We start from the raw sequence: 21,557 nt of genomic DNA on the forward strand, positions 1-21,557 counted from the left end.
GAACACGCCGGTCAGCGCCAGCAGCGCGCCGTCGTGCCAGGCCTGGGCGCGGGCCGCCCGCAGGGTCGCCAGCAGTGAGTCCTGACTGGTCCGGCGGTAGCGCGCGACGGCGGCCGATTCCGCGCCGATGCCTTTGAGCACCCGCAGGCCCGCGACGAGGTCCGTGGCGATCCCGGAGGCGTGCGCGACGCGTTCCTGCTGGGCTTCGCTGCGCTTTTCCAGCGGCTTGCCGATGAAGTGCGCGAGCAGCAGCAGCGGCGGCGTCCCGAGCAGCACCAGCAGGCCGAGCGGGACGGACATCCGCAGCAGGGCGATCGCGCTGACCAGTAGGCCGCTGAGCCCGGCGATGCCGAACGGGAGCACGGCGTTGATCACGCCGACCCGCTGCGCGTCGGCGGTGCCGATGCTGACGAGCTCACCCGCGAGCCTGCCGCTTTCCGCGCCGCCGCGGGGATCGAGGGCCCGGCGGCTCACCGCGAGCCGGATTTCGTGCGCGGCGCGTTCAGCCGCGCCTTCCGCGGCTCGCGCGGCGAAGCGGTAGCTGAAGGACAGGCCCGCGAACACGACCCCGAGTACCGCCAGCCAGACGACGAGTGGGGTGACCGACCCGCCGGTCACGGCCTGGTCGATCACCAGTCCGATGATGACCGGCACCAGCGCCTCGCCCGCCTGGTGGCCGGCCGCGAGCACCGAACCCGCGGCCACGGACCGCCGCTCGCCGTCGATCGCGCGGCGCAGCACCTGCCCGCCTGTGATCCCTGCTGCCGTCACCGGGCCTCCGTTCGTCCGTCCTGGTTTCGTGGCGGTCTAGGTAGGTAAGGCTAGTCTAATAAACCGGCCCGGTTGAGCCCGCCCGGGACATTCGGTTAGCCTCACCTCAGTCGCCGAGTCTGGTGCCGGAACCGGCCCGTCCAGGAGGTTTCGTGACAGTCATGCTGCGCCCGCCCGCCGCCGCGGGGGCGGGCCCGCCACGGACCCGTGCGCGCACGCTCAGGCTCGCCGGATTGCTGGTCGCGGCCGCCCTGCTGGCGCTGATGTTCGTCCTGAGCGTGTGGATCGGCTCGAAGAACATCCCGTTCGCCTCGACCTGGTCGCTGCTCTGGCACAACGACGGTTCGACCGAAGCGGTGATCATCCACGACCTGCGCCTCCCGCGGACCGTGCTGGGCGCGCTCGTCGGCGCGGCGCTCGGGCTGGCCGGTGCGGTCATGCAGGCGCTGACCCGCAACCCGCTCGCCGACCCCGGGCTGCTCGGGGTCAACAACGGCGCGGCCGCCGCGGTCGTCGCGGGCATCGCCTTCGCCGGGGTGAGCAGCGTGCTGGGTTACGTGTGGTTCGCCTTCGCGGGCGCCGCGCTCGCTTCCGTCGTCGTCTACGTCCTCGGCTCGTCGGGCCGGGGCGGGGCGACGCCGGACAGGCTGGTGATGGCGGGCGCCGCGACGACGGCGGTGCTGCAGGCGTTCATCGTCGCGGTGCTGCTGCTGCAGCCCGACACGTTCAACCAGTTCCGGTTCTGGAACGTCGGTTCACTGTCCGGGCGCAAGGGCGACGTGCTGGTGCAGGTCAGCCCGTTCCTCGCGGTCGGGATCGTGTTGGCGCTGCTGCTCGCCCGGCCGCTCAACGTGCTGGCGCTGGGTGACCAGACGGGCAAGGCGCTCGGCGCGCACGTCGGCCGCACCCGCGTGCTCGGCGCGACCGCGGTGACCCTGCTGTGCGGCGCGTCGACGGCGGCGATCGGGCCGATCGCGTTCGTCGGGCTCGCCGTGCCGCTGGTGGCCCGGATCCTGGTCGGCTCGGACCAGCGCTGGGTGCTGCCCTACTCGATGCTGCTCGCGCCGATCCTGCTGATCGGCTCCGACGTCCTCGGCCGCGTGCTCGACCCGCCGCAGGAACTGCAGGTCGGCATCGTCACCGCGTTCCTCGGCGCGCCGGTCTTCATCGCCCTGTGCCGCAGGCGGAAGCTGGCCCGGTTGTGAGCGCGCTCAAGGAACGTCCCGGGCAGGTGCGCGGCCGGGTGCTGCGCACGCGCGGCGGCCTGTTGTCGGTGCGGCTCGACAGCCGGACCGCGATCACCGTGCTCGGGCTGGCGCTGGCGGTCTTCGCGGCCGGTGCGGTCAGCATGACCAGCGGGGATTACCCGCTCTCGGTCGGCGAAGTCGTGAAGACGCTCTTCGGCTTCGGCGACGCCGGGACCGAGTTCATCGTCACGACGCTGCGGCTGCCGCGCCTGCTGACGGCGCTGCTCGTCGGCGGCGCGCTCGCGGTCAGCGGCGCGATCCTGCAGAGCCTGACGAACAACTCGCTGGGCAGCCCGGACATCGTCGGCTTCACCGAGGGCTCGGCGACCGGCGCGCTGCTGGTCATCGTGATCTTCCACGGCGGGATGCTCGAGGTCGCCGCCGGGGCGCTGGCCGCGGGGCTGGTGACCGCGCTCGTTGTCGCGCTGCTCGCGTTCAAGGGCGGGGTGCAGGGTTTCCGGCTGATCCTGATCGGCATCGGGACCAGCGCGATGCTGGTCGCGGCGAACTCGTACCTCATCACGAGGGCGTCCGTGCAGGACGCCTACGCCGCGCAGGCCTGGCTCGTCGGCGGGCTGAACGGGCGCGGCTGGGAGCATGTCGTCCCGGTCGCGATCGCGCTGATCGTGTTGCTGCCACTGGGTTTCTACTACGGCACCCGGCTTTCCCTGCTGGAGATGGGAGACGACTCGGCGAAGGGGCTGGGCGTGCCTGTCGAACGCAGCAGGCTCGTGCTGATCGGGGTGAGCGTCGGGCTCTGCGCCGTCGCCACCGCCGCGGCGGGCCCGATCGCGTTCGTCGCGCTGGCGGCTCCGCAGCTGGCCAAGCGGCTCACCCGCTCGTCGGGACCGGGGCTGACCGCGTCCGCGCTGATGGGCGCGCTGCTGCTGGTGGTCAGCGACCTGGCGACCCAGCGGCTGTTCCCCGAGGAGCAGCTGCCGGTCGGCGTCGCCACCGGCGCGATCGGCGGGATCTACCTGATCTGGCTGCTGTCCCACGAATGGCGCCGCGGCCGCGGCTAGGGCGTGTCTGGCAAGTCAAGTTCGCGGTCTTCGCGCCCAGGCGGCCCCTGGCGGCACGGGGCGCACGACCCGAGTGCGACCCGGTACGAGGGTCGGCGCCCCGCACCGCCAGGAACCACCTGAATCACGAAGCCCATCGAACAGAATTACCAGACACGCCCCAGGGCCTTTCCAGCCGCCACAGGTGGTCGACCCCGCCGCACGCGGGTGCCAGTGGTAACACCGGCGGCTCGTTCCGGCTGATCAAGGTGTAGCCGAGGCGTCGCGGGACGGCCGCGCTGCGCACGTTGAGTTCGTCATGCCTGATCTCGACGTGCGCGGCGCCCACCCGCAGCGCCTCGGCGGTCAGCAGCCGCGCGGCCCTGGTCACGAGGCCCCGGCCGGTGTAGTCCGGGTGGAGCCAGTAGCCGATCTCCAGGCCGCCGCCCGTCCGGGGCGTCAGGCCGCAGCCGCCGGCGAGCTCGCCTCCGGTGGTCGAGATGGCGAAGTCGAAGATCTCCCCGCTGTCCCAGCTCCGGGTGGTCCGTTCGAGGTACTCCCGCGACTCGCGTTCCCCGTAGCCGTTCATCGCCCAGTTCATCCACGCGCCGAGGTGCGCGGCCGCGTCACCGACCACCCGCGCTTGCTGCTCGTGGTCGTCCAGCCGCCACCGGCGCAGGACGACCTCGCCGTCGGTCAGGGTTTCGGCGGGTGTCTCCATCCCGCGATTCTGCCGAGGCGAGGCCGTGCCACGCCAATCAGTTGAGGATGACGCTGTCCGGGACCTCGGTGTCGCCGCGCAGCGCGTCCAGCAGCTGCTTCGACTTGGTCTTGTCCCAGTTCTCCGCCGACCCGCTGGTCACCGGGATCGTGGTGGTCACGACCCCGCCCGAGGAGATCCCGCGCATCGCGAGCGCGAGCCCCACCAGGTTGTGCACGTGGTCGCCGGAGTCCATGGTCAGCGCGCCCGGCGCGGCGGAGAGCAGCGGGAAGAAGTCGAACGGGTTGAGCAGCGTGCCGGGGCTGCCGATCTGGCTGACCAGCGCGCCGATGAACTTGCGCTGGTTCGCGACCCGGTCGAGGTCCGATCGCGGGGTGGCGTCGCTGTGGCGCATCCGGACGAAGCCGAGCGACTGCGCGCCGTCGAGGTCCTGGCAGCCGGGGGCGATCTTGACCCCGGTCATCGTGTCGTTCATTTCCTTCTCGACGCACATGTTCACGCCGCCGATCGCGTCGACGATCTTCGCGAACCCGCCGAAGCCGATCTCCGCGTAGTGGTCGATGTGCAGGCCGGTGGCGCCTTCGACCGTCTGCACCAGCAGCGGCGCGCCGCCGAGCGAGAACGCGGCGTTGATCTTGTTGGTGCCGTGGCCGGGGATCTTGACCTGCGAGTCGCGCGGCAGGCTCAGCAGCGTCGGCTTGACGTCGTTGTCCGGGATGTGCGCGACCATGATCGTGTCGGTGCGCTGGCCGCCCGCCGCCGTGGAGTCCCCTGTGGACAGACGGTCTTCATCCGCGGCGGTGAGCCCTTCGCGGCTGTCGGAACCGACGATGAGCCAGTTGGTGCCCGAGGCCGCGGCGGGACGACCGGAGTAGTCCTTCAGCGCGTCCACCCGGTTGATCGAGAACTCCAGGTAGACCCACACCCCGGCGAGGAACACGACGAACACGAGCACCAGGGTGAGCAGGATGCGGCCGAGACCCCAGCGGCGGCGGCGACGCGGTGGCTGCTGCGGGCCGTCACCGTAGGCGCCCGGCGGGTCCTGACGCCGTGGCGGCGGTCCGGCGGGCGGCCTCTGCGCTTGCTCGCGTGAGGCCAGCGGCCGGGTCCGCTCGTCGTAGGGACTCTGACCCCGGCCGGGGAGCGGCATCATCTGCGCTCGCTGCTGCTCGCGCGGACGGCCCGATGGCCGGCGCGGGCCGGCCGGCTGCTGCCGTCCGTGGTCTCCGCCATACGTCATCGCTGATCACCCGTCCCCGTGTCGGATCATGTCTGCCGGGCCCGGTTTACGACAAACCGGGCCCACAAGAACAGACGTGCGACACCTTAATCGGTTGGGTGGCGATCAGTGCGACGGGAGTCACCGAGCGTCATTGGCCCCGAAACCGAACTGGTGGACCTTGAGGTAGCCGGACCGGAAACCGGCCTCGGAGTAGGCGAGGTAGAACTCCCACATCCGGCGGAAGACCTCGTCGAAGCCCAGGTCGGCGACCTCGCTCCAGCGCTGGGTGAACCGCTCGCGCCACAGCCGCAGCGTGTGGGCGTAGTCGAGGCCGAACTCCCGCACCCCGTGCATCCGCAGCTGGGTGTTCTCGTGCATCCCGCGCTCGACCGCCTGGGTCGACGGGATGATGCCGCCGGGGAAGATGTACTTGTGGATCCAGGTGTAGGACTGCGAGGCCGCGAGCATCCGGTCGTGGTCCATGGTGATCGCCTGCAGGCCCAGCCGCCCGCCCGGCCGCAGCCGCTGGCCGATCGTCGAGAAGAACGTCGGCCAGTACTGCGAGCCGACCGCCTCGATCATCTCCACGCTCACCACGGCGTCGTACAGGCCGGTGGCTTCGCGGTAGTCGCACAGCTGGACGTCGACCTTGTCCGCGAAGCCCGCCCTGGCGATGCGGTCGGTGGCCAGCGCGCGCTGCTCCTCGGAAATCGTCAGCGAAGTCACCTGGGCGCCGCGGGAAGCCGCGCGGATGGCGAGCTCGCCCCAGCCGGTGCCGATCTCGAGGACCGCGCTGCCGTCGCGGACGCCGGCGTAGTCCAGCACGCTGTCGATCTTGCGGTGCTGGGCGGCGGTCATGTCGTCGTCCGGGCCGAACAGTGCCGAGGAATACATCATCGACTCGTCGAGGAACGTGCCGAACAGCTCGTTCGACAGGTCGTAGTGCCGGTGGATGTTCTGCCGCGAGCCTTCGAGGGTGTTCTCCTCGGTCGAGGGCTGCCTGCGGTCGACGAACCGGCGGAACCGCTGCAGCACCGGCGGCACGAGGGTGGCCATCCGCTCCGCGAACGGCGTCAGCACGTCGGCCAGCGCGTCGGAGGTCCAGTCGCCAGCCATGTAGGCCTCGCCGAACCCGATCTTGGCGTCCACGCCGAGGCGGTGGAAGAACGCCGCGGGGCGCTTCAGCCGCATCTCCGGCGCTTCCGGGCCGCCGGCCCCGAGCGTGGTGCCGTCGGGGAAGGTGACCCGCACGTCCAGCGGGCGCACGGCGCGCCGGAAGAGGCTCTCGGCGATCCTCGCCCGGAAGGCGGAATGGGGCGGGGTCGCCAGGCCTGGCCAATGGTTCTCGTTGGGTACCGGCCGCTCGGCCGGCCCAGCCGCACGGTCAACGCTTGAAGTGGTCAAGACACTCCTTCCGGCCGGCTTTTCAATGCCGGTGAATGATATTCCAGACGCGCGACGCGCGCGCCCGAGTCCCGACCGGGCCGTCCGGGCACGGTGGTGCGCCCGTTCGCTCAGACCGGAATTCGCAGCCGCTGGGCACTCGGCTTGGTCCAAGCGGCAGACAAAGTTTCGTCGTTCTTGTCCGCGGCGACCGCTTCCAGTGTGAAAGCACACATGAGCCGTGTCCAAACCGCGGAACGGCGCAGCATGGCATGACCCTCACGGGCGATGTCAAACCGGACCAATCGGGACGCGACGGACAAGGCGCGCTCGGCGAACAGGTGCGAGGCGGCCGGATCGGTCATCCGGTCGCGGGTCCCGTGCGCGATCAGCACGGCCCGGCCCGCGACGGCGTCGACCGGTTCACCCGGTGGTGTCCACGGCGCCAGCCCGCAGACGGCGACCACCGCGGGGTCGTCGGCCACCCGCATCGCGACCCGGCCGCCCATCGAATGGCCGATCAGGACGACGGGGAGGCCAGGGTGCTCGGCGCGGATCCGCTCCAGTGCCCAGCGGGCGTCGCTGACCGGGTCGAGCACGGGTGCGTTCCACCCGTAGAGCCGGTTGCGCATCAGCCGCACTTCGAGGCCGCTGCCCGCCCCGGCGCGGTGCAGCGCCCGCGCCAGCGGGATCATCCTCAGGTAGGCCAGCTTCCACCGCCCGACTGGGGCCGTGCCGACCTCGGTCCCGCCGTGCAGGACGAGCGCGACGGCCTTCACCTGACCACGGGCGTGCCAGACGGACAGCTCCGGTACCTCTTCGCTCACCCGGGGAGCCTCTCATTCTTCGAGACGGTTCGCGGCGATTGGGTCAACCTCGAAGCGGGCGCCCGCTATTCCGTCATCGGACCGTGTGTTCGCGATACATTCGGCGCCGGTCACGACAAGGAAGGGCGGGTGTGGTGAGCACCACCGAACGCTGGGAAGACGTCGCCGCGAAGCTGGCGGAAGCGGAACGGTCCAACGAGAAGTCCTTGGCCGAGGCCACCGAACTGGTGCTGGGGGTGATCCGGGCCGACGCGCTGGTGTTCACCGCGGGCGCCGGGCACTCGCTGGCCGCGGTCGCCGAAACGTTCTACCGGGCGGGCGGTCTCGCCTGCGTCTACCCGCTCTACCACCCGGAACTCCTGCCCCTGCACGGCGCGCAGCACAGCACGGTCACCGAACGGCGCACCGGTCTCGCCGAGCAGGTGCTCACCGAGCGGGCCCCCGGCCCGGACGACGTCCTGGTGGTGTTCTCCACCTCGGGCGTCAACCCGTACCCGGTCGAACTCGCGGCGGCGGCCACGGCGCGCGGCGCGGCGGTCATCGCGGTGAGCTCGCGGGCGTCGGTGGCCGCGGCCCCGCGCCGGGCCCCGACCACGCTCATCGACGAGGCGACCGTCGTACTCGACTCGGGCGTACGGCCCGGCGACTCGAGCTACCCGGCGGGCGCACCGCGCACCGCGCCACTGTCCACAGTGCTCAACGCGTTCCTGTGGAACCTCGTGCTGAGCGGGGTCGTCGACCGCGGTCAGGCCGAAGGCGTCGACGTGCCGCTGTGGCGCAGCTCCAATGTGGAGGGTGGGGACGAGGCGAACACCACGCTGCTGGCGAAGTACACCCCCCGCGTCCCCGCGCTGCGGTAGCTCCCCCCGGCCGTGGCAACCCGAAAGGGGGGTTTCGTCCGGTTACCCGATGACCGGGACGGGCTCTGACCGCGCGGCGATCCTCACGAGTTCACCCTGGTCAGACCCCTTTTCCCGGCCACGGCCGACCCTCACGGCCCTACCGCCGAACTGGCCACATGCGGCCATTGGCCGGAACAGCCACTGGTCCGCCTGGTGTGACAGGGGCAATATTTCTGTCACAGCCGGACGAACGTTCGTCCGGCCGAGGAAACGGGGAGCACAGTGAACAAGATCCGACAGACGGCGGCGGTACTCGCAGCGGTGGCGGCGGCGGGCACCCTCAGCATGCTCAGCGCGGCACCGGCCGGGGCGTCAACCCAGGCGGCCGAGGCGGCGCCCAGCACGACGGCGGCGTGCAACCAGTGGATCACCGGCACCCCGGTGATCCTGTCCGGGACACTCGCCTACGCGGGATACACCTTCTGCTCGAACTACCCGACGGGCTACGAGAGCTACCTGCAGCGCAAGACGACGTTCGGCTGGAAGACCCTGCAATCCCGGAAGTTCCGGGTCGCCGGGGGCGTGCCCGCCTACGGCAGCGTCCAGTCCGACTGCGACGGCATCGGCACCAAGACCTACCGCCACTACTCCGCCGCGCAGAACGCGGCGGGCACCTGGCAGTACCACTACTCCCCCGAGGTCAAGCTGACCTGCTGACCTGCCCCGAGTCACGTCTCACCGGTGTCATGAAAGGGTCTTTCAGGGCAATTTTTGCCCTGAAAGACCCTTTCATGACACTTCAGACAGCGGAGGCCTGCTTCGCGAACTGCGTGCGGTGCAGCATCGCGTAGCGGCCCTGGCGGGCCAGGAGCTCGTCGTGGGTGCCGCGCTCGACGATCTCGCCGTGCTCGACGACCAGGATCTGGTCGGCCGCGCGCACGGTGGAGAGCCGGTGCGCGATGACCAGCGCGGTCCGCCCGGACAGCGCGTCGGTGAGCGCCTCGCCGACGGCCGCCTCGGACTCGGAGTCCAAGTGCGCGGTCGCCTCGTCGAGCACGACCACCTTCGGCTGCGCCAGCAGCAGCCGCGCGATGGTCAGCCGCTGGCGTTCACCGCCGGAGAGCCGGTAACCGCGCTCCCCCACCATTGTCTCGAGCCCGTCGGGCAGCTCGTGGACGAGCTCGGCGAGCCGGGCGCGCTCCAGCGCGGACCAGATCTCCTCCTCGGTGGCGCCGGGGCGCGCGTAGTTCAGGTTGGCCCGGATGGTCTCGTGGAACAGGTGCCCGTCCTGGGTCACCACGCCCACGGTCTCCCGCAGGGTGGCGAAACTCAGGTCACGAACGTCCACACCGGACAGTCGCACCGCGCCGGAGTCGACGTCGTAGAGCCGCGGCAGCAGCGAGGCGATCGTCGATTTGCCCGCCCCCGAGGAGCCGACCAGCGCGATCATCTGTCCTGGCTCGGCCCGGAAACCGATGCCGTGCAGCACCTCCTCACCACCCCGGTTGTCCAACGTGGACACATCCTCCAGCGAGGCCAGTGAGTAGCGGTCGGCCGCCGGGTAGGCGAACCGGACGTCGTCGAACTCCACCGACACCCCGCCCTCGGGCAGGGGCTTCGCGACCGGCTTCTCCTGGATCATCGGCTCGAGGTCGAGCACCTCGAAGACCCGCTCGAACGAGACCAGCGCGGTCATCACGTCCACCCGGACGTTGGCCAGCGCGGTGAGCGGGCTGTACAGGCGCGTCAGCAGCAGCGCCAGCGCGACGACCGTGCCGGGCGCGAGCCTGCCGGTCAGCGCCAGGTAACCGCCGAGCCCGTAGACGAGCGCCTGCGCCAGCGCCGACACCAGCGTCAAGCTGGTCATGAACCAGCGGGTGAGCATCGCGGTGCGCACGCCGATGTCCCGCACCCGGCCCGCGCGGACGCCGAAGTCGGCGGTCTCCTGCAGGGGATGCCCGAACAGTTTGACCAAGGTCGCGCCGGGCGCGGAGAACCGCTCCGTCATCTGGGTGGTCATCCCGGCGTTGAGCTGGGCGGACTCCCGCTGCAGCCCGGCCATCCGCTTGCCGAGCCGCCGCGCGGGGATCACGAACACCGGCAGCAGCACCAGCGCCAGCAGGGTGACCTGCCAGGACAGCGTCACCATCACCACCAGCGAGAGCACCAGCTGGATCACGTTGGTGACCAGACCGGACAGGGTGGCGGTGAACGTCCGCTGCGCCCCGATCACGTCGTTGTTGAGCCTGCTGACCAGCGCGCCGGTGCGGGTCCGGGTGAAGAACGCGACCGGCATGCGCTGGACGTGCTCGAACACCGCCACCCGCAGGTCGAGGATGATCCCCTCCCCGATGCGCGTCGACTGCCAGCGCTCGGCCAGCCCGAGCCCCGCGTCGAGGATCGCCAGCCCGGCGATGACCACGGCCAGCCAGATCACCACCGACAGGTCGTGCTTGCCGACGATCGCGTCGATCACCTTGCCCGCCAGGACCGGGGTGGTCACCGCGAGCACCGCCGACGCCACCGTCAGCACGAGGAAGACCACCAGCCGCCGCCAGTGCGGGCGGGCGAAGCGCGCGACCCGGCGCAGGGTGCCGCGCGTCAGCGCCCTGGGTGTGTCGGCGGACTTCATCGCCGAGCTCATCAGCATCCATGTGTTGTCCATCGAGCTCCTCATCCCCAGTCAAAACCTCGATATTACTTGAGGTTTTTTCCGCATATGACCTGGACAACGTCCTGATCCAACGATTCCTTCCCGCTACGCGCGGACTTCTTCGTCCAGTGTGCGCCCCGCCCGGATCGACGGCGGGCGAAGGTAACCCTCAGTCGGGCCGTCATCACGGCCGCCGATCGCGTTTTCGGCTACTTGGAACGGCTACCTGGAAAATCACTGACACGATCCGGCCTGGCGCGAACCCCGCCCGGCCTGCTCGGTAGCCTGGGCACGGGGCGATCGGACAGCGGGGACGGCAGGGGGAACGACGTGGGGACAACGATGTCGGCACCTCGGCTGCAACGGCTGCTCCCCCGCAACAAGCTGGTCCTCGATCTTCTGCTCTACCTCGGGTTCTTCGTCTTCGCGCTCAGCACCGCACTCGCCGCGGAGTTCTACGGGTACCGCATCTGGGGCAACTTCGCGACGGTGGGCTACGGCCTCGCCGCCGCCTTCACTGGGTGGTCGCTGCTCTCGTCGCGCCGGGGGGCCCCGCAGCTGTCCCGCTGGGTGCCCATCGCGGTGATCGGTGTCCTCGCGATGGTCGTGCCGCTGGCGGTGCTCGTCGTGCGGCGCCTCACCGGCGTCGACTGGCTGATCACGCCCGGGTCGTGGAGCGCGCAGCCCGAGGTCTGGGTGATCGAACGGTCCGCGAGCCTGCTGCTCGAACACGGAACGCCCTATGTGGACTTCACCACCCTCGGCCGGTCACCAGTGGTGAACGACTACACCCCGTACGGACCGGTCATGGCCGTGTTCGGCCTGCCACGGGCGCTGTTCGGCGGCGGTCCGCTGGCGAACGCGCTGACCGACGCGCGGTGGATGTTCGCGCTGGCGGCCTGCCTGTGCGTGCTCGCCACCCTGCGCCTGCTGAAGTGGCCCAAGATCCCGGTCGGTGCGGCGCAACTGGCGCTCGCCTGCCCGTTGACCGCGCTGACCTGGGCGGTGGCAGGTCCGGACCTGGCCATCGCCGGGCTGCTGGTGCTCTCGTGCGCGCTGGCCTCGACCGGCCGCGCGGTCGTCGCGGGACTGGTGCTCGCGCTGGTGATCAGCGCGAAGCTGATCGTCCTGCCCGCGGCCGTCGTGCTGGGAGTGCTGCTGCTGACGCGGCGCGGCCCGCGTGCACTGGGCGGCTTCGTGGCGTCACTGCTGGTGACCACGGCCGTCCTGCACGTCCCGGTGTACCTGGCGAATCCCCCGGCGTTCGTCGAGCACGTCATCCGGTTCCCGCTGGGGATGGGAGTGGTCACCTCACCCGCGGCCAGCCCGCTGCCGGGCCATCTGATCGCCGCGACCGGTCCGGCCGGCACGGTGATCGCGTTCGTGCTGCTGGGAGCGGCCGCGTCGGCGGTCGCGCTCTGGTTGTCGCGCCGGCCCCCCGTGAACGGCTCCGACGCGCTGCTGCGCATCGCCGTCGGACTCGGCGCACTCATCCTGCTGACCCCGGCCACCCGGTACGGCTACCTGGTGTACCCGCTGATCCTGCTCGGTGCCCTGCTGGTCTTCCGTCGTGCCGAAGACGGAACTGCGCCCCCCGCGCAGCCCGCTACTTCTTCTTGACCCGGGTGGCGCCACCCCGGCCACGAAGCTGCACGCCAGACTCCGACAGGACCCGGTGGACGAACCCGTAGGAACGCCCGGTCGACTCCGCCAGCGCGCGGATGCTCGACCCCTTCTCGTATTTCTTCTTCAGGTCAGCGGCTAGCTTGTCGCGCGTGTTGCCGGTGATTCGCGCGCCTTTCTTGAGATCAGCCACGTCGATCCGCCTTCCCGCCGAGAGTGTTCTGGGCCACATTCGGCCCTCTGTCGCCGCAATGATCGAACACTGAGCGCCGGAATGCCAGACGACGGGCGTAAATCAGTCGAAACCGCGATCACATTGGGCCAATTCAGTGGCTTATTGGTAACGATCAAGCACCCGAATGGCCGCAGGCCTCACGCAAGCTGGACGAGTTCCAGATAATCCGCGGACCAATGGTCTTCGGTCCCGTCCGGCAGCAGGATGACGCGCTCGGGCTCGAGCGCCTCGACCGCGCCCGGATCGTGCGTCACGAGCACGACCGCGCCCGCGAAGCTCCGCAGCGCGTCAAGGACCTGCGCACGGCTGGCCGGGTCCAGGTTGTTCGTCGGCTCGTCGAGCAGCAACACGTTGGCAGCACTGGAGACCAGCCCGGCCAGCGCCAGCCTCGTCTTCTCGCCGCCCGACAGCGTGCCCGCGGGCTGGTCGAGCTGCTCACCGGTGAACAGGAACGAACCGAGCAGGTTCCGCAACTCCTGTGCGCCGGTGTCCGGGGCGAGATGTCGGATGTTTTCCCACACGCTCGCATCATGGTCAAGTGTTTCGTGTTCCTGTGCGTAATAGCCCAAACGCAATCCGTGACCCGGCACGGTCGTACCAGAATCCGCTTTTTCCATTCCGCCGAGCAGCCGGAGCAAAGTGGTCTTTCCGGCGCCGTTGAATCCGAGCACGACGACCTTGGAGCCGCGGTCGATCGCGAGGTCGACCCCGCTGAAGATCTCGAGCGAGCCGTAGGACTTCGACAGCCCCTCGGCGGTGAGCGGCGTGCGACCGCAGGGCGCGGGCTCGGGGAACCGGATCCGGGCGACCTTGTCGGCCTGGCGGGTGTCGTCCAGCGCGGACAGCATCTGCTCGGCGCGGCGGGCCATGTTCTTCGCCGCCACGGCCTTCGTGGCCTTGGCACCGAGCTTCGCGGCCTGCACCTGCAGGACGGACGCCTTCTTCTCGGCGTTCGCGCGCTCACGGCGGCGGCGCTTCTCGTCGGTGGCCCGCGCGTCGAGGTAGCGCTGCCAGCCCATGTTGTAGAAGTCGACCTCGCTGCGCATGGCGTCGAGGAACCAGACCTTGTTGACCACGTCGGCGAGCAGGTCGACGTCGTGGCTGATCACGACCAGGCCGCCCTCGTGGGACTTGAGGAACCCGCGCAGCCAGTTGATCGAGTCGGCGTCCAGGTGGTTGGTCGGCTCGTCGAGCAGCAGGATCGTCTCGGACTTGCCGCCAGCGCCCGCCTCGGCGGCGGCGAACAGGATGCGCGCGAGCTCGACGCGGCGGCGCTGACCACCGGACAGCGTCTGCAAGGTCTGTGCCAGGACACGGTCGGCCAGGCCCAGGTTCGAGCAGATCCGCGCAGCTTCGCTCTCGGCCGCGTAGCCGCCGAGAGAGGCGAACCGCTCCTCGAGCCGGCTGTAGCGGCTGATCGCCTTGTCGCGCTGGACTTCGTCCACGAGCTCGGACATCGCCGTCTGCGCCTTCTCCATGTCGCGGAGCAGGGCGTCGAGGCCGCGTGCGGAGAGCACCCGGTCCTTCGCGGTCACCGAGAGGTCGCCCTCGCGCGGGTCCTGCGGCAGGTAGCCCAGCTCACCGCTGCGGCGGACTTCGCCCGCGTGCGGCTCGCCCTCCCCCGCCAGCACTTTGAGCGAGGTGGTCTTGCCGGCGCCGTTGCGGCCGACGAGACCGATGCGGTCGCCCTGCTGGATGCGCAGGCTGACGTTGTTGATCAGGATGCGTGAGCCGGCGCGCAGCTCTAGACCTGTGGCCGTAATCAAAGGAACTCCCAGGTAAAGGGTGGTGGAGGTGGACAGCGTCGACGAACCGGCGAACCCCGCGTCAGAAGGCGAGGGCCGGTTCGGAGCTACTCCAGAAGAATGACCACGCACCCAGTGTACGGGTCGGTGTCGAGCGATTTCCCCCGCCGTGGCGGGACTCACGCGTCGCGGAGCCTGATCTCCACCGAAACGGCCCGCTCGGCGGCGTCGTCGAGCACCGTCCGGCGGGGCTCGACGATGTCGAGCACGCGGGGTTCGGCCAGTGCGAACAACGGCGCGAGCCGCCGGTCGGCCCGCAGCTCGTCGAGGGCGCGGCGGTCGCCGCCGAGCACCACGGCGTCCACTTCGGACAGTCGCGGCACGAGGACCTCGAAGGCGTCGTCGGCGGCCGCGCGCAACGCCTGGCGGACCTGCCCCTCGCGGCGCCGGGCGAAGCGGTGCTGCGACCAGCCGCCAGCCGCCGACCGGCCGTGCACCAGGTGCCGATCGGTCCTCGACAGGACGACCTCGGCGCCGCGGGCGATCCCCACGCTGTGCCCGCCGAGGCGGACCAGCAGCAGCGCCACCCGGCGCGGGACGAGCACGTGCTCGACCAGCGGCCCCACAGCCAGCCCTTCATGGGTGCCGAGTTCGGTGAGCGGCCCGAACGGGACGAGCGCGACGGCGACGGTGCCGTTGGCGGCGGTCACCGTGACCTCGTGCGGCGCGATTTCGGTCGAGCGCACCCCGTCGTTGCGCACCGAGAAGCGGTCGAACCAGCCGGCCAGCCGATCCGGGGTCACTTCGACCGCGTGCCCGCCGCCCGCGACCTGCCGTGGCTTAGCCATTGCGCAACGCCATGGCACAACGGTACGGCGCCGCCGCGAACGACGACCCCGTACCGGGTGCTGATTCTGTTCGGTTGTCCGGTTCAGCCGTGGCTCAGTTCGGCCTGACCGGCCCGGTGTTCACCACCGGACGGACCGTGGCGGGCCGGTCCGCAGCCGCGCCCGGCTGGACGAAACCGTTGACGTGCAGGGAAACCGCGCGGATGGAACCGATGTCACCACCGGCCACGTCGGTCGCCGTGAACGTCCAGGTGCCGTCGGCGGGCGAACTCGCCAGCGCGCCGCGCGGCGCGGCCGGGCGCCAGGTGCCCGAGTACGGCGCGTTGTTCGACGTCACCGAGCTGAACGGGTTCGCCGCGTCGTCGGCGAACACGACCTGGCAGAGGTTGTTGCCACCGCCGCCGTTGCGCGAGAACACGGTCGCCTTGGCGCCGGAAGGCGAGGTGAGCGTGCCCACCAGGTCACCGACGTAGGAGTGGTTGAGTCCCACCGTCGTCGAGTTCTGGTCGGTGTCGCAGGTGGTGCCGTCGACCGAGAGCGACACCTTCGACGCCCGGCCCACCCCGCTGACCGTGATCGGCACCGAGGCGCCGAGCGGGCTGTTGTCCGGGATCGCGACGGCGTCACCGGCGTACGCGAAGTTCTTGACGACCGGCGAAGGTGTGCCCACCGGGAGCGAGAACTGGTTGTTCGTCGGCGAGTACGAGCCGGCGAAGGTGACCTTCGCGTTCAGCACCACCGGGACGCCCAGCTCCTGGGTCGCCGGGACGGTGATGGTGAAGTCGTTCACGCCGGTCTGTCCCGGGCTGATGGTGCCGTAGGACTTCGAGCGCGGCGCGACGGTGACGCCCGGGGTCGGGCTGGTCAGCACCACGCTGGTGGACACCGCGGTGCCGTCACCGTTGTTGGTCACCGGGAGCGTCACCTTGGCGGTGTCGCCGGGGTCGAGCGAGGAGCCGCCGTCGGCCGGGGTGACCGTCGGCTTCTGCGCGTTGACCAGCGGCTGCGGGCTGGCGCCGGTGTAGGCGAGCACCCGGTCGGCGAGCAGGACGCCGGCGCCGCTGGTGTTGTCGCGGCCCGGGGTCTCGATGTCGACCGCGGTGTTGATCAGCGCCTCACGGACGTCCACCTGGGACAGGCCGGGGTTGCCGGACAGCGCGAGCGTGGCGATCGCCGCCGCGTGCGGTGCGGCCGCCGACGTGCCGAAGAACGGGCTGAACCCGGTCACGCTGGTCTTGACGCCGTCCGCCGCGGTGAACTCCGGCTTGAGCCGGACCTCGCCGCCGGTGGAGGAGACGTTGCCCGGGGTGATCGGCGTGCCGCTGGCCTCGTAGAACATCCGCCGCGGACCGTCCGAGGTGAACCGCTCGACCTTGCTGGCCGCGCTGAACGAACCCGGGAACGGGCCGGCCGGGTTGGCCGGGTCGCCCGGCTCGAGCGGACGGCCGAACGCCGCCGCGGCCGGGGTGGCCGCCACGTTGAAGGCGAGGCGCGCGGCCGAATGGCCGAAGGTCTCACCCGGGGTGGTGTACGCCTTCAGGCCGTCGGCCGAGTCGGAGAAGCGGCCGCGCAGCGCCGACAGGGACAGGTAACGGTCGTCGCCGCGGAACTTCACGATGGCCAGCCGCAGCCCGGTGCCACCGCCCGCGGGGGTGTTGACCCGCTCGTACGGATCCTGGGTGCCGGTCTGGACGTCCTGGCTGAACGCGACCACGTTGCCCTTGGCGTCGAGCAGGTACAGGTCGTAGTCGTTGTTCGAGGCGCCCAGCGGGTCCGACCAGAACAGGTTCACCGGCACGCCCGCCGAGGAGGCGGCCGAGATCGGCTCGAAGATCTGGTTGCCCGCGGTCCCGGCGAAGTTGTGCGCGACACCGGCGAACTTGCCGACGCTCTTGCCGGAGTCCTTGAAGTCGCCTTCCCAGTGCGCGGCGGTGCCGTCAAGGACGTTGCCCTCGTTGCCCGCCGAGGAGAAGTACAGCGCGCCGTTCGCGGTCACGTCGTTGACGGCCTGGGCGATGAGCCAGTCCTGGAACGGCGATTCCTTGAAGTAGATGACGTCGTCGACGATGACGTCGCAGTGCGACTGGAAGCGCAGGTTGCGGATGTTGTCCGCGAAGCTCGCGTCGGAGTTGAACGCCGTCGCGAAACCGAGCGAGGCGTTCGGCGCGAGGTCGTGGATGATCTCGAGCATCGCGGTGCCCTCGTCGCCGCTGCCCTCCTGGCCTGCGGGAACGTCGACCGAGGCCGGGAGCTCGCCCTTGGCCTGTGAAACGGCCAGCGAGTCGACACCGTCGGACAGCGCGCACGCCTTGACGCCCACCCCGGTGACGCCGAACTGCTGGCGCGCGGTGTCGGTGTTGTGCGCACGGTCGCCTTCACTGGTGATGGTGGCCGCGGCCTGGCCGCTCGCCTTGGCCGCGAGGGCCTGCTTCAGCTCACCGGCGATGCGGCTGGCCTTGTCCTCCTTGCCCTCGGGCGCGACCTGGACAGTGTCCTGGCTAGCGCCCTGGCTAGCGCCCTGGCCTGCCGCTGGGGTCGCCAGCTGCCGGGCGGTCATCGCCTGATCAGCCGACTCGACCTTACGGACGTCACCCCGTTGGGCGATGGCCGTCACCGCATCGAGTGATAGCTCGGCGCGGACACTGCCGGTTCGCTCCGAGACCGCGCGAATGCCCGCACCGGCTTTGCGCAGGCCGTCGAGCAGGTCGGGCGAGACCTTGTCCGCCCGGATGTCGACCAGCACGGTGCCAGTCGGCGAGAGAGGGGCCCCAGAACTCAAAGCGGGCACCGCCGAAGCACTCAGGCGCTGCCCTCTGATCTTCTGCTCGACGAGCAACCGGCTGTCCACTTTGGACTCCCCAGCGGTCTGCCCGGTCTTGATTGCCTGCAGCGCGGCGATTTGCCGCACGGTGTTGTCCGAGAAGGCGGCTGGCGAAGCCGAGGTGTCCGCCGCCGCGACAGCGGGTGACACCAGACCGAGAGCCACGACGGCCGCGGCCGCACCGGCTGCCAGGGTCGTCGTTCTTCTCCGGTTAGAACGGGTTGGACGCACGTGCGCCTCCGATTCTTAGGCGCGTGCCCCGACTCACGCTGACCGATGTCGATGATTACCGACTGGATCAACCTAAGTACTCACCGTTCTGGTAAACAGCACCCAATCGAGTGACGCTGGATAGGTAATTTCCGGTTACTCTCCGAACTCGTTCCGCACGGTCAAACCTGTCCACACTGGACAAGACAGCGGACAAGACAGCGGACAAGACAGCGGACAAGACGAGACAACCGCCGGACAACGAGCCCGCAACTCGTCGGCGACTCGTGGTCTCTCAGCGGCCCCCGGGCTCCTCAGAGGACGAACGAGTCCGACCACGGCTGGGTCGACCGGCCCGACAGCGCGTCGAGCAGCGTCACCGCCTGCTTGTCGGTCAGCGAAGCCACGAAGTCGATCACCGCGCGCCCCCTGGCCAGCCCGCGGACGGCGTCCGCGCCGCTCACCGGCTCCCGGGTCGCGCCGACGAGGAGCTCAGGGGCCGTCCTGGCGAGCTCGCTGTACTCGGCGTGGGCCAGCTCGACCAGGTCGTGCAGCCGCCGCGGCAGCCGGTAGACCTCGTCGCGGTCGCCGAGCCAGGCGTCGAGCGCGTCGACCAGGTTCGAGACCAGGCCGGCCTGGCCGCGCTGGTGCAGGGCGAGGTCGGGCCGCAGCAGGACGAACCGCCGGTGGACGAACTTCAGCACCTGAACCTCGTGCCACTGAGCGGGACGCAGGCTCACGTGCCCGGACCGGGTCGACGGCGAGGGCACCACCAGCACCCCGTCTACCAGCCGGGAGGTCCAGCGGCCGGAGAAGACCGCGGTCGCCAGCTCGGCCTCGTTCGAGCCGTCGAACGGGGTCTCGAGCAGGCCGTCGACCAGCTCGGCGCGGACCCGGCGGACGGCGCTGGCGAACGCGTCGTCGTCGACGATCCAGCTGTCCTTCGCGTGCATGCGACGGCGGAGCCGCTCGAGCGAGCGGCCCGGACGGCGGCGCTCGGCGTCCAGCGTCGAGTCGTCGAGCGAGGCGAGCTCGAGCGCGTGGTCGATCCACTCCCCCAGCTCGGCGGCGACCGGCGCGTGCTGCAGGACCCCGATGCGGTGGAAGTCCTGCAGGTCGTGGATGGCGTAGGCGATGTCGTCGGCAGTGTCCATAACGGACGCTTCGACGGTCTGCTGCCAACCCTCCACACGGGACTCGAACGGCGCGCGGGACTGCCGGAAATCATCGAGTTCGGTGCTGTAGGTGGAGAATTTGCTCGACCCGGTGCCGGGCGCGTCCTCCGGCTCGGCGGCGCCGCGCGGCGGGACGCGCATCGCCGACGGATGCGGGTCGGGCCGGTGCAGCCGGGCCCACGGGTACTTGAGCACCGCGGCGCGCACGGCGGTGGTGAGGTCGAGGCCGATCGCGGACGGCCCGCGGACGTCGGTGGTGGTGATGATCCGGAACGTCTGCGCGTTGCCCTCGAACCCGTCGGCGAGGCCGAACCGGTGCCGGGCGATCCGGTCGAGCGTCTGCTCGCCGAGATGGCCGAACGGCGGGTGCCCGAGGTCGTGGGCCAGCGCCGCCGCCTCGGCGACGTCGGGATCGCAGCCGCCGAGTTTGGCCGCGAGTTCGGCGGACTCGCTCGACCCGGCGATCCGCTCGGCGATCGCGCGCGCGACCTGGGCGACCTTGAGACTGTGGGTCAGCCTGTTGTGCAGCAGGCCCGCGCCGCCCGCGCTGACCACCTGGGTCACCCCGCCGAGCCGGGCGAAGAACGGCGACGCCGCGATGCGGTCCCTGTCCGCCCGGAAGGGGCTGGTCGCCAGGTCGGTGAACCCGCCGGCGGCGCTCACCGGATCGCGCCGCCAGGTCCGGGGATCCGTCTGTTCCATGCGCGTCACCGTATCCGCCGCACCCCGGCATCCGCCCAGCCGTCCATGCGCGTCACCGTATCCGCCGCGGCCCGGCATCCGCCCAGCCGTCCATGCGCGTCACCGTATCCGCCGCGGCCCGGCATCCGCCCAGCCGTCCATGCGCGTCACCGTATCCGCCGCGGCACCGGTCCCGCGGCAGGGAAGTGCGGTAGAAACAGCGGGTGGACGTCTTGATCGCCGGAGCGGGCCCGGCCGGGCTGGCGCTGGCGCGCGAGTGCGCGCGGCGCGGGCTCACGACCGCGCTGGTGGACCCGGCGCCGAGGCGGCACTGGCCGCCGACCTACGGACTGTGGGCGGACGAGGTCCCCGCTCTCCCGGCGACGGCGGTGGCCGCCGCGCCGGCGTCGGCGCTCGCCTATGGCACCACCGCGCACCGGTTGTCCCGGAGTTACCTGGTGCTCACCAACCGTGGCCTGCGGGCCTGGCTGACCGACGACCGGGTCGAGGTGCTCACCGGCCGGGTGGAACGGGTCGACCACGGCGGCCACGGCGCGACCGTGCGGCTGGCGGACGGACGCAGGCTGGCGGCCGGGGTGGTCGTGGACGCCTCCGGCGAGCGCCGGGTGCTGACCGGCGGCGCGCTCGGGACGCCCCGCGCCGAGCAGACTGCGTTCGGGCTCGTGCTGCCCGCCGCGGTCGCGGACGCGCTCGTGCCCGATTCGGCCACCACCGCGGTGTTCATGGATTGGCGCGCGGCCGCGGCCGAACCGAGCTTCCTGTACGCGATCCCGGTGGGCGGCGGCGAGGTCCTCGTCGAGGAAACCAGCCTCGCCCGCCGCCCGGGGCTCGACACGGTCGTCCTCGCGGCCCGGCTCCGGTCACGGCTCGCCGCCGCGGGAATCCCTTGGCACGGAAGGGAAGAAAAGGTGCGCATCGTGCTCGACGCGCCAGTGCCCGCCCGGGGGCCGACGGTCCCGTTCGGCGTCACCGCCGGACTGGTCAACCCGGCGACCGGCTACAGCCTGGCCACCTCGCTGCGGCTGGCGCCCGTCGTGGCGGACGCGCTCGCGGAGAATCTCGGCCGTGGTCCCGGCGCGGCGGTGAAAGCGGCGCACCGGTGCCTGTGGACGCCGTCCGCGCGGGCCGTGCACCTCCTGCGGCGGCACGGACTCCGGGCGCTGCGCGGGATGCCGCCCTCGGCGATTCCGTCGTTTTTCGACCGGTTCTTCGCGTTGCCCGAGCCTTCCCAGCGCGCTTTCACCTCGGGCCGCGAGGACGTCGCCGGGACGACGGCGGCGATGACCGAACTCTTCCGTGACGCGCCCTGGGCGGTCCGGCGGCGGCTGGTGCTGCCCGCACTGCCTCCTGCCCGGAGAAGGTGAAACCTTCTCTGCCGAGAATGGTGGAGAATTCACTCGCGTTCAGCTTTCGCGGTCAGTAGTAGCCAGGATCACCCCCGATCGGGTGACAGTGTGTCTCGGGACTACTCCGTTTCAGGTAACCCTGGTTCCCAAGCGGTGAACATCAGCCGACATCGGTTTCGTTTCCC

Annotated in this window: 17 protein-coding genes; 6 read left to right on the forward strand and 11 right to left on the reverse strand. The window is 70.8% G+C overall.

The annotated features are described in order from the left end of the window. Positions 1-771: ABC transporter transmembrane domain-containing protein (locus tag QMK34_RS15160; protein ID WP_326414587.1), on the reverse strand; the 771-nt coding region annotated here is incomplete at its 3' end. A 161-nt stretch (positions 772-932) separates the two neighbouring features. Here QMK34_RS15160 and QMK34_RS15165 point away from each other — a divergent pair. Further along, a complete protein-coding gene (locus tag QMK34_RS15165; RefSeq protein ID WP_326414672.1) occupies positions 933-1,976 on the forward strand; it encodes a FecCD family ABC transporter permease in 1,044 nt (347 codons plus the stop codon). Continuing rightward, entirely contained in the window at positions 1,973-3,040 is a 1,068-nt protein-coding gene (locus QMK34_RS15170; RefSeq protein ID WP_326414588.1) for a FecCD family ABC transporter permease, read from the forward strand. The genes QMK34_RS15165 and QMK34_RS15170 overlap by 4 nt, the downstream gene beginning before the upstream one ends. Before the next feature lie 124 nt (positions 3,041-3,164). Here QMK34_RS15170 and QMK34_RS15175 read toward each other — a convergent pair whose 3' ends face one another. The 4 genes from QMK34_RS15175 to QMK34_RS15190 form a co-directional block, all read right to left on the reverse strand. Beyond that, complete coding sequence (locus tag QMK34_RS15175; RefSeq protein WP_326414589.1) at positions 3,165-3,740, reverse strand: GNAT family N-acetyltransferase; 576 nt, start codon at positions 3,738-3,740, stop codon at positions 3,165-3,167. A gap of 37 nt (positions 3,741-3,777) precedes the next feature. Further along, complete coding sequence (locus tag QMK34_RS15180; protein ID WP_326414591.1) at positions 3,778-4,980, reverse strand: LCP family protein; 1,203 nt, start codon at positions 4,978-4,980, stop codon at positions 3,778-3,780. A gap of 120 nt (positions 4,981-5,100) precedes the next feature. Continuing rightward, positions 5,101-6,366: a cyclopropane-fatty-acyl-phospholipid synthase family protein gene (locus QMK34_RS15185; protein ID WP_326414592.1), complete on the reverse strand. Its 1,266-nt coding sequence runs from the start codon at positions 6,364-6,366 to the stop codon at positions 5,101-5,103. Positions 6,367-6,476: 110 nt separating this feature from the next. Beyond that, the gene (locus QMK34_RS15190) at positions 6,477-7,172 is read right to left on the reverse strand and encodes an alpha/beta hydrolase (protein WP_326414593.1); all 696 of its coding nucleotides are present in this window, start codon (positions 7,170-7,172) and stop codon (positions 6,477-6,479) included. Between the two features lie 131 nt (positions 7,173-7,303). Here QMK34_RS15190 and QMK34_RS15195 point away from each other — a divergent pair, with 131 nt between their 5' ends. Then, positions 7,304-8,032: a sugar isomerase domain-containing protein gene (locus QMK34_RS15195; RefSeq protein ID WP_326414594.1), complete on the forward strand. Its 729-nt coding sequence runs from the start codon at positions 7,304-7,306 to the stop codon at positions 8,030-8,032. Positions 8,033-8,296: 264 nt separating this feature from the next. Beyond that, positions 8,297-8,731 carry a hypothetical protein gene (locus tag QMK34_RS15200; protein WP_326414595.1) on the forward strand — a complete coding sequence of 145 codons (435 nt, stop codon included), beginning with the start codon at positions 8,297-8,299 and terminating at the stop codon, positions 8,729-8,731. Positions 8,732-8,813: 82 nt separating this feature from the next. Here the strand turns inward: QMK34_RS15200 and QMK34_RS15205 are convergent, their stop codons facing one another. After that, on the reverse strand, positions 8,814-10,679 hold the full coding sequence (locus QMK34_RS15205; RefSeq protein WP_326414596.1) for an ABC transporter ATP-binding protein: 1,866 nt from the start codon (positions 10,677-10,679) through the stop codon (positions 8,814-8,816). Between the two features lie 330 nt (positions 10,680-11,009). Here QMK34_RS15205 and QMK34_RS15210 point away from each other — a divergent pair, with 330 nt between their 5' ends. Continuing rightward, entirely contained in the window at positions 11,010-12,287 is a 1,278-nt protein-coding gene (locus tag QMK34_RS15210; protein ID WP_326414597.1) for a glycosyltransferase family 87 protein, read from the forward strand. On the opposite strand, the gene QMK34_RS15215 is transcribed toward QMK34_RS15210, so the two are convergent. From QMK34_RS15215 to QMK34_RS15235, 5 genes are all read right to left on the reverse strand, one after another. Further along, positions 12,274-12,483: a helix-turn-helix domain-containing protein gene (locus tag QMK34_RS15215; RefSeq protein WP_003071237.1), complete on the reverse strand. Its 210-nt coding sequence runs from the start codon at positions 12,481-12,483 to the stop codon at positions 12,274-12,276. The genes QMK34_RS15210 and QMK34_RS15215 overlap by 14 nt on opposite strands. Before the next feature lie 179 nt (positions 12,484-12,662). Beyond that, a complete protein-coding gene (locus tag QMK34_RS15220) occupies positions 12,663-14,291 on the reverse strand; it encodes an ABC-F family ATP-binding cassette domain-containing protein (RefSeq protein ID WP_326414599.1) in 1,629 nt (542 codons plus the stop codon). Positions 14,292-14,449: 158 nt separating this feature from the next. Then, on the reverse strand, positions 14,450-15,118 hold the full coding sequence (locus QMK34_RS15225) for an acVLRF1 family peptidyl-tRNA hydrolase (RefSeq protein WP_326414600.1): 669 nt from the start codon (positions 15,116-15,118) through the stop codon (positions 14,450-14,452). A 94-nt stretch (positions 15,119-15,212) separates the two neighbouring features. Then, positions 15,213-18,089, reverse strand: coding sequence for a S8 family serine peptidase (locus QMK34_RS15230; RefSeq protein ID WP_326414601.1), 2,877 nt, complete (start codon positions 18,087-18,089; stop codon positions 15,213-15,215). Positions 18,090-18,463: 374 nt separating this feature from the next. Beyond that, positions 18,464-20,026, reverse strand: a complete 1,563-nt coding sequence (locus QMK34_RS15235) for a deoxyguanosinetriphosphate triphosphohydrolase family protein (protein WP_326414602.1) — start codon at positions 20,024-20,026, stop codon at positions 18,464-18,466. Positions 20,027-20,229: 203 nt separating this feature from the next. Between QMK34_RS15235 and QMK34_RS15240 the strand changes: the two genes are divergently transcribed. Beyond that, positions 20,230-21,390, forward strand: a complete 1,161-nt coding sequence (locus QMK34_RS15240) for a lycopene cyclase family protein (protein ID WP_326414603.1) — start codon at positions 20,230-20,232, stop codon at positions 21,388-21,390. Positions 21,391-21,557: the final 167 nt, after the last annotated feature.

Source organism: Amycolatopsis sp. H20-H5, from assembly GCF_035828755.1.
In the GTDB taxonomy this organism is placed as follows: Bacteria; Actinomycetota; Actinomycetes; order Mycobacteriales; family Pseudonocardiaceae; genus Amycolatopsis.

Bases quoted from the DNA above. Each gene is read 5' to 3' on its own strand.
- QMK34_RS15235 (WP_326414602.1), bottom strand. From the start codon at position 20,026: ATGGAACAGACGGATCCCCGGACCTGGCGGCGCGATCCGGTGAGCGCC.
- QMK34_RS15210 (WP_326414597.1), top strand. From the start codon at position 11,010: ATGTCGGCACCTCGGCTGCAACGGCTGCTCCCCCGCAACAAGCTGGTC.
- QMK34_RS15165 (WP_326414672.1), top strand. From the start codon at position 933: ATGCTGCGCCCGCCCGCCGCCGCGGGGGCGGGCCCGCCACGGACCCGT.
- QMK34_RS15205 (WP_326414596.1), bottom strand. From the start codon at position 10,679: ATGGACAACACATGGATGCTGATGAGCTCGGCGATGAAGTCCGCCGAC.
- QMK34_RS15175 (WP_326414589.1), bottom strand. From the start codon at position 3,740: ATGGAGACACCCGCCGAAACCCTGACCGACGGCGAGGTCGTCCTGCGC.
- QMK34_RS15225 (WP_326414600.1), bottom strand. From the start codon at position 15,118: ATGGCTAAGCCACGGCAGGTCGCGGGCGGCGGGCACGCGGTCGAAGTG.
- QMK34_RS15180 (WP_326414591.1), bottom strand. From the start codon at position 4,980: ATGACGTATGGCGGAGACCACGGACGGCAGCAGCCGGCCGGCCCGCGC.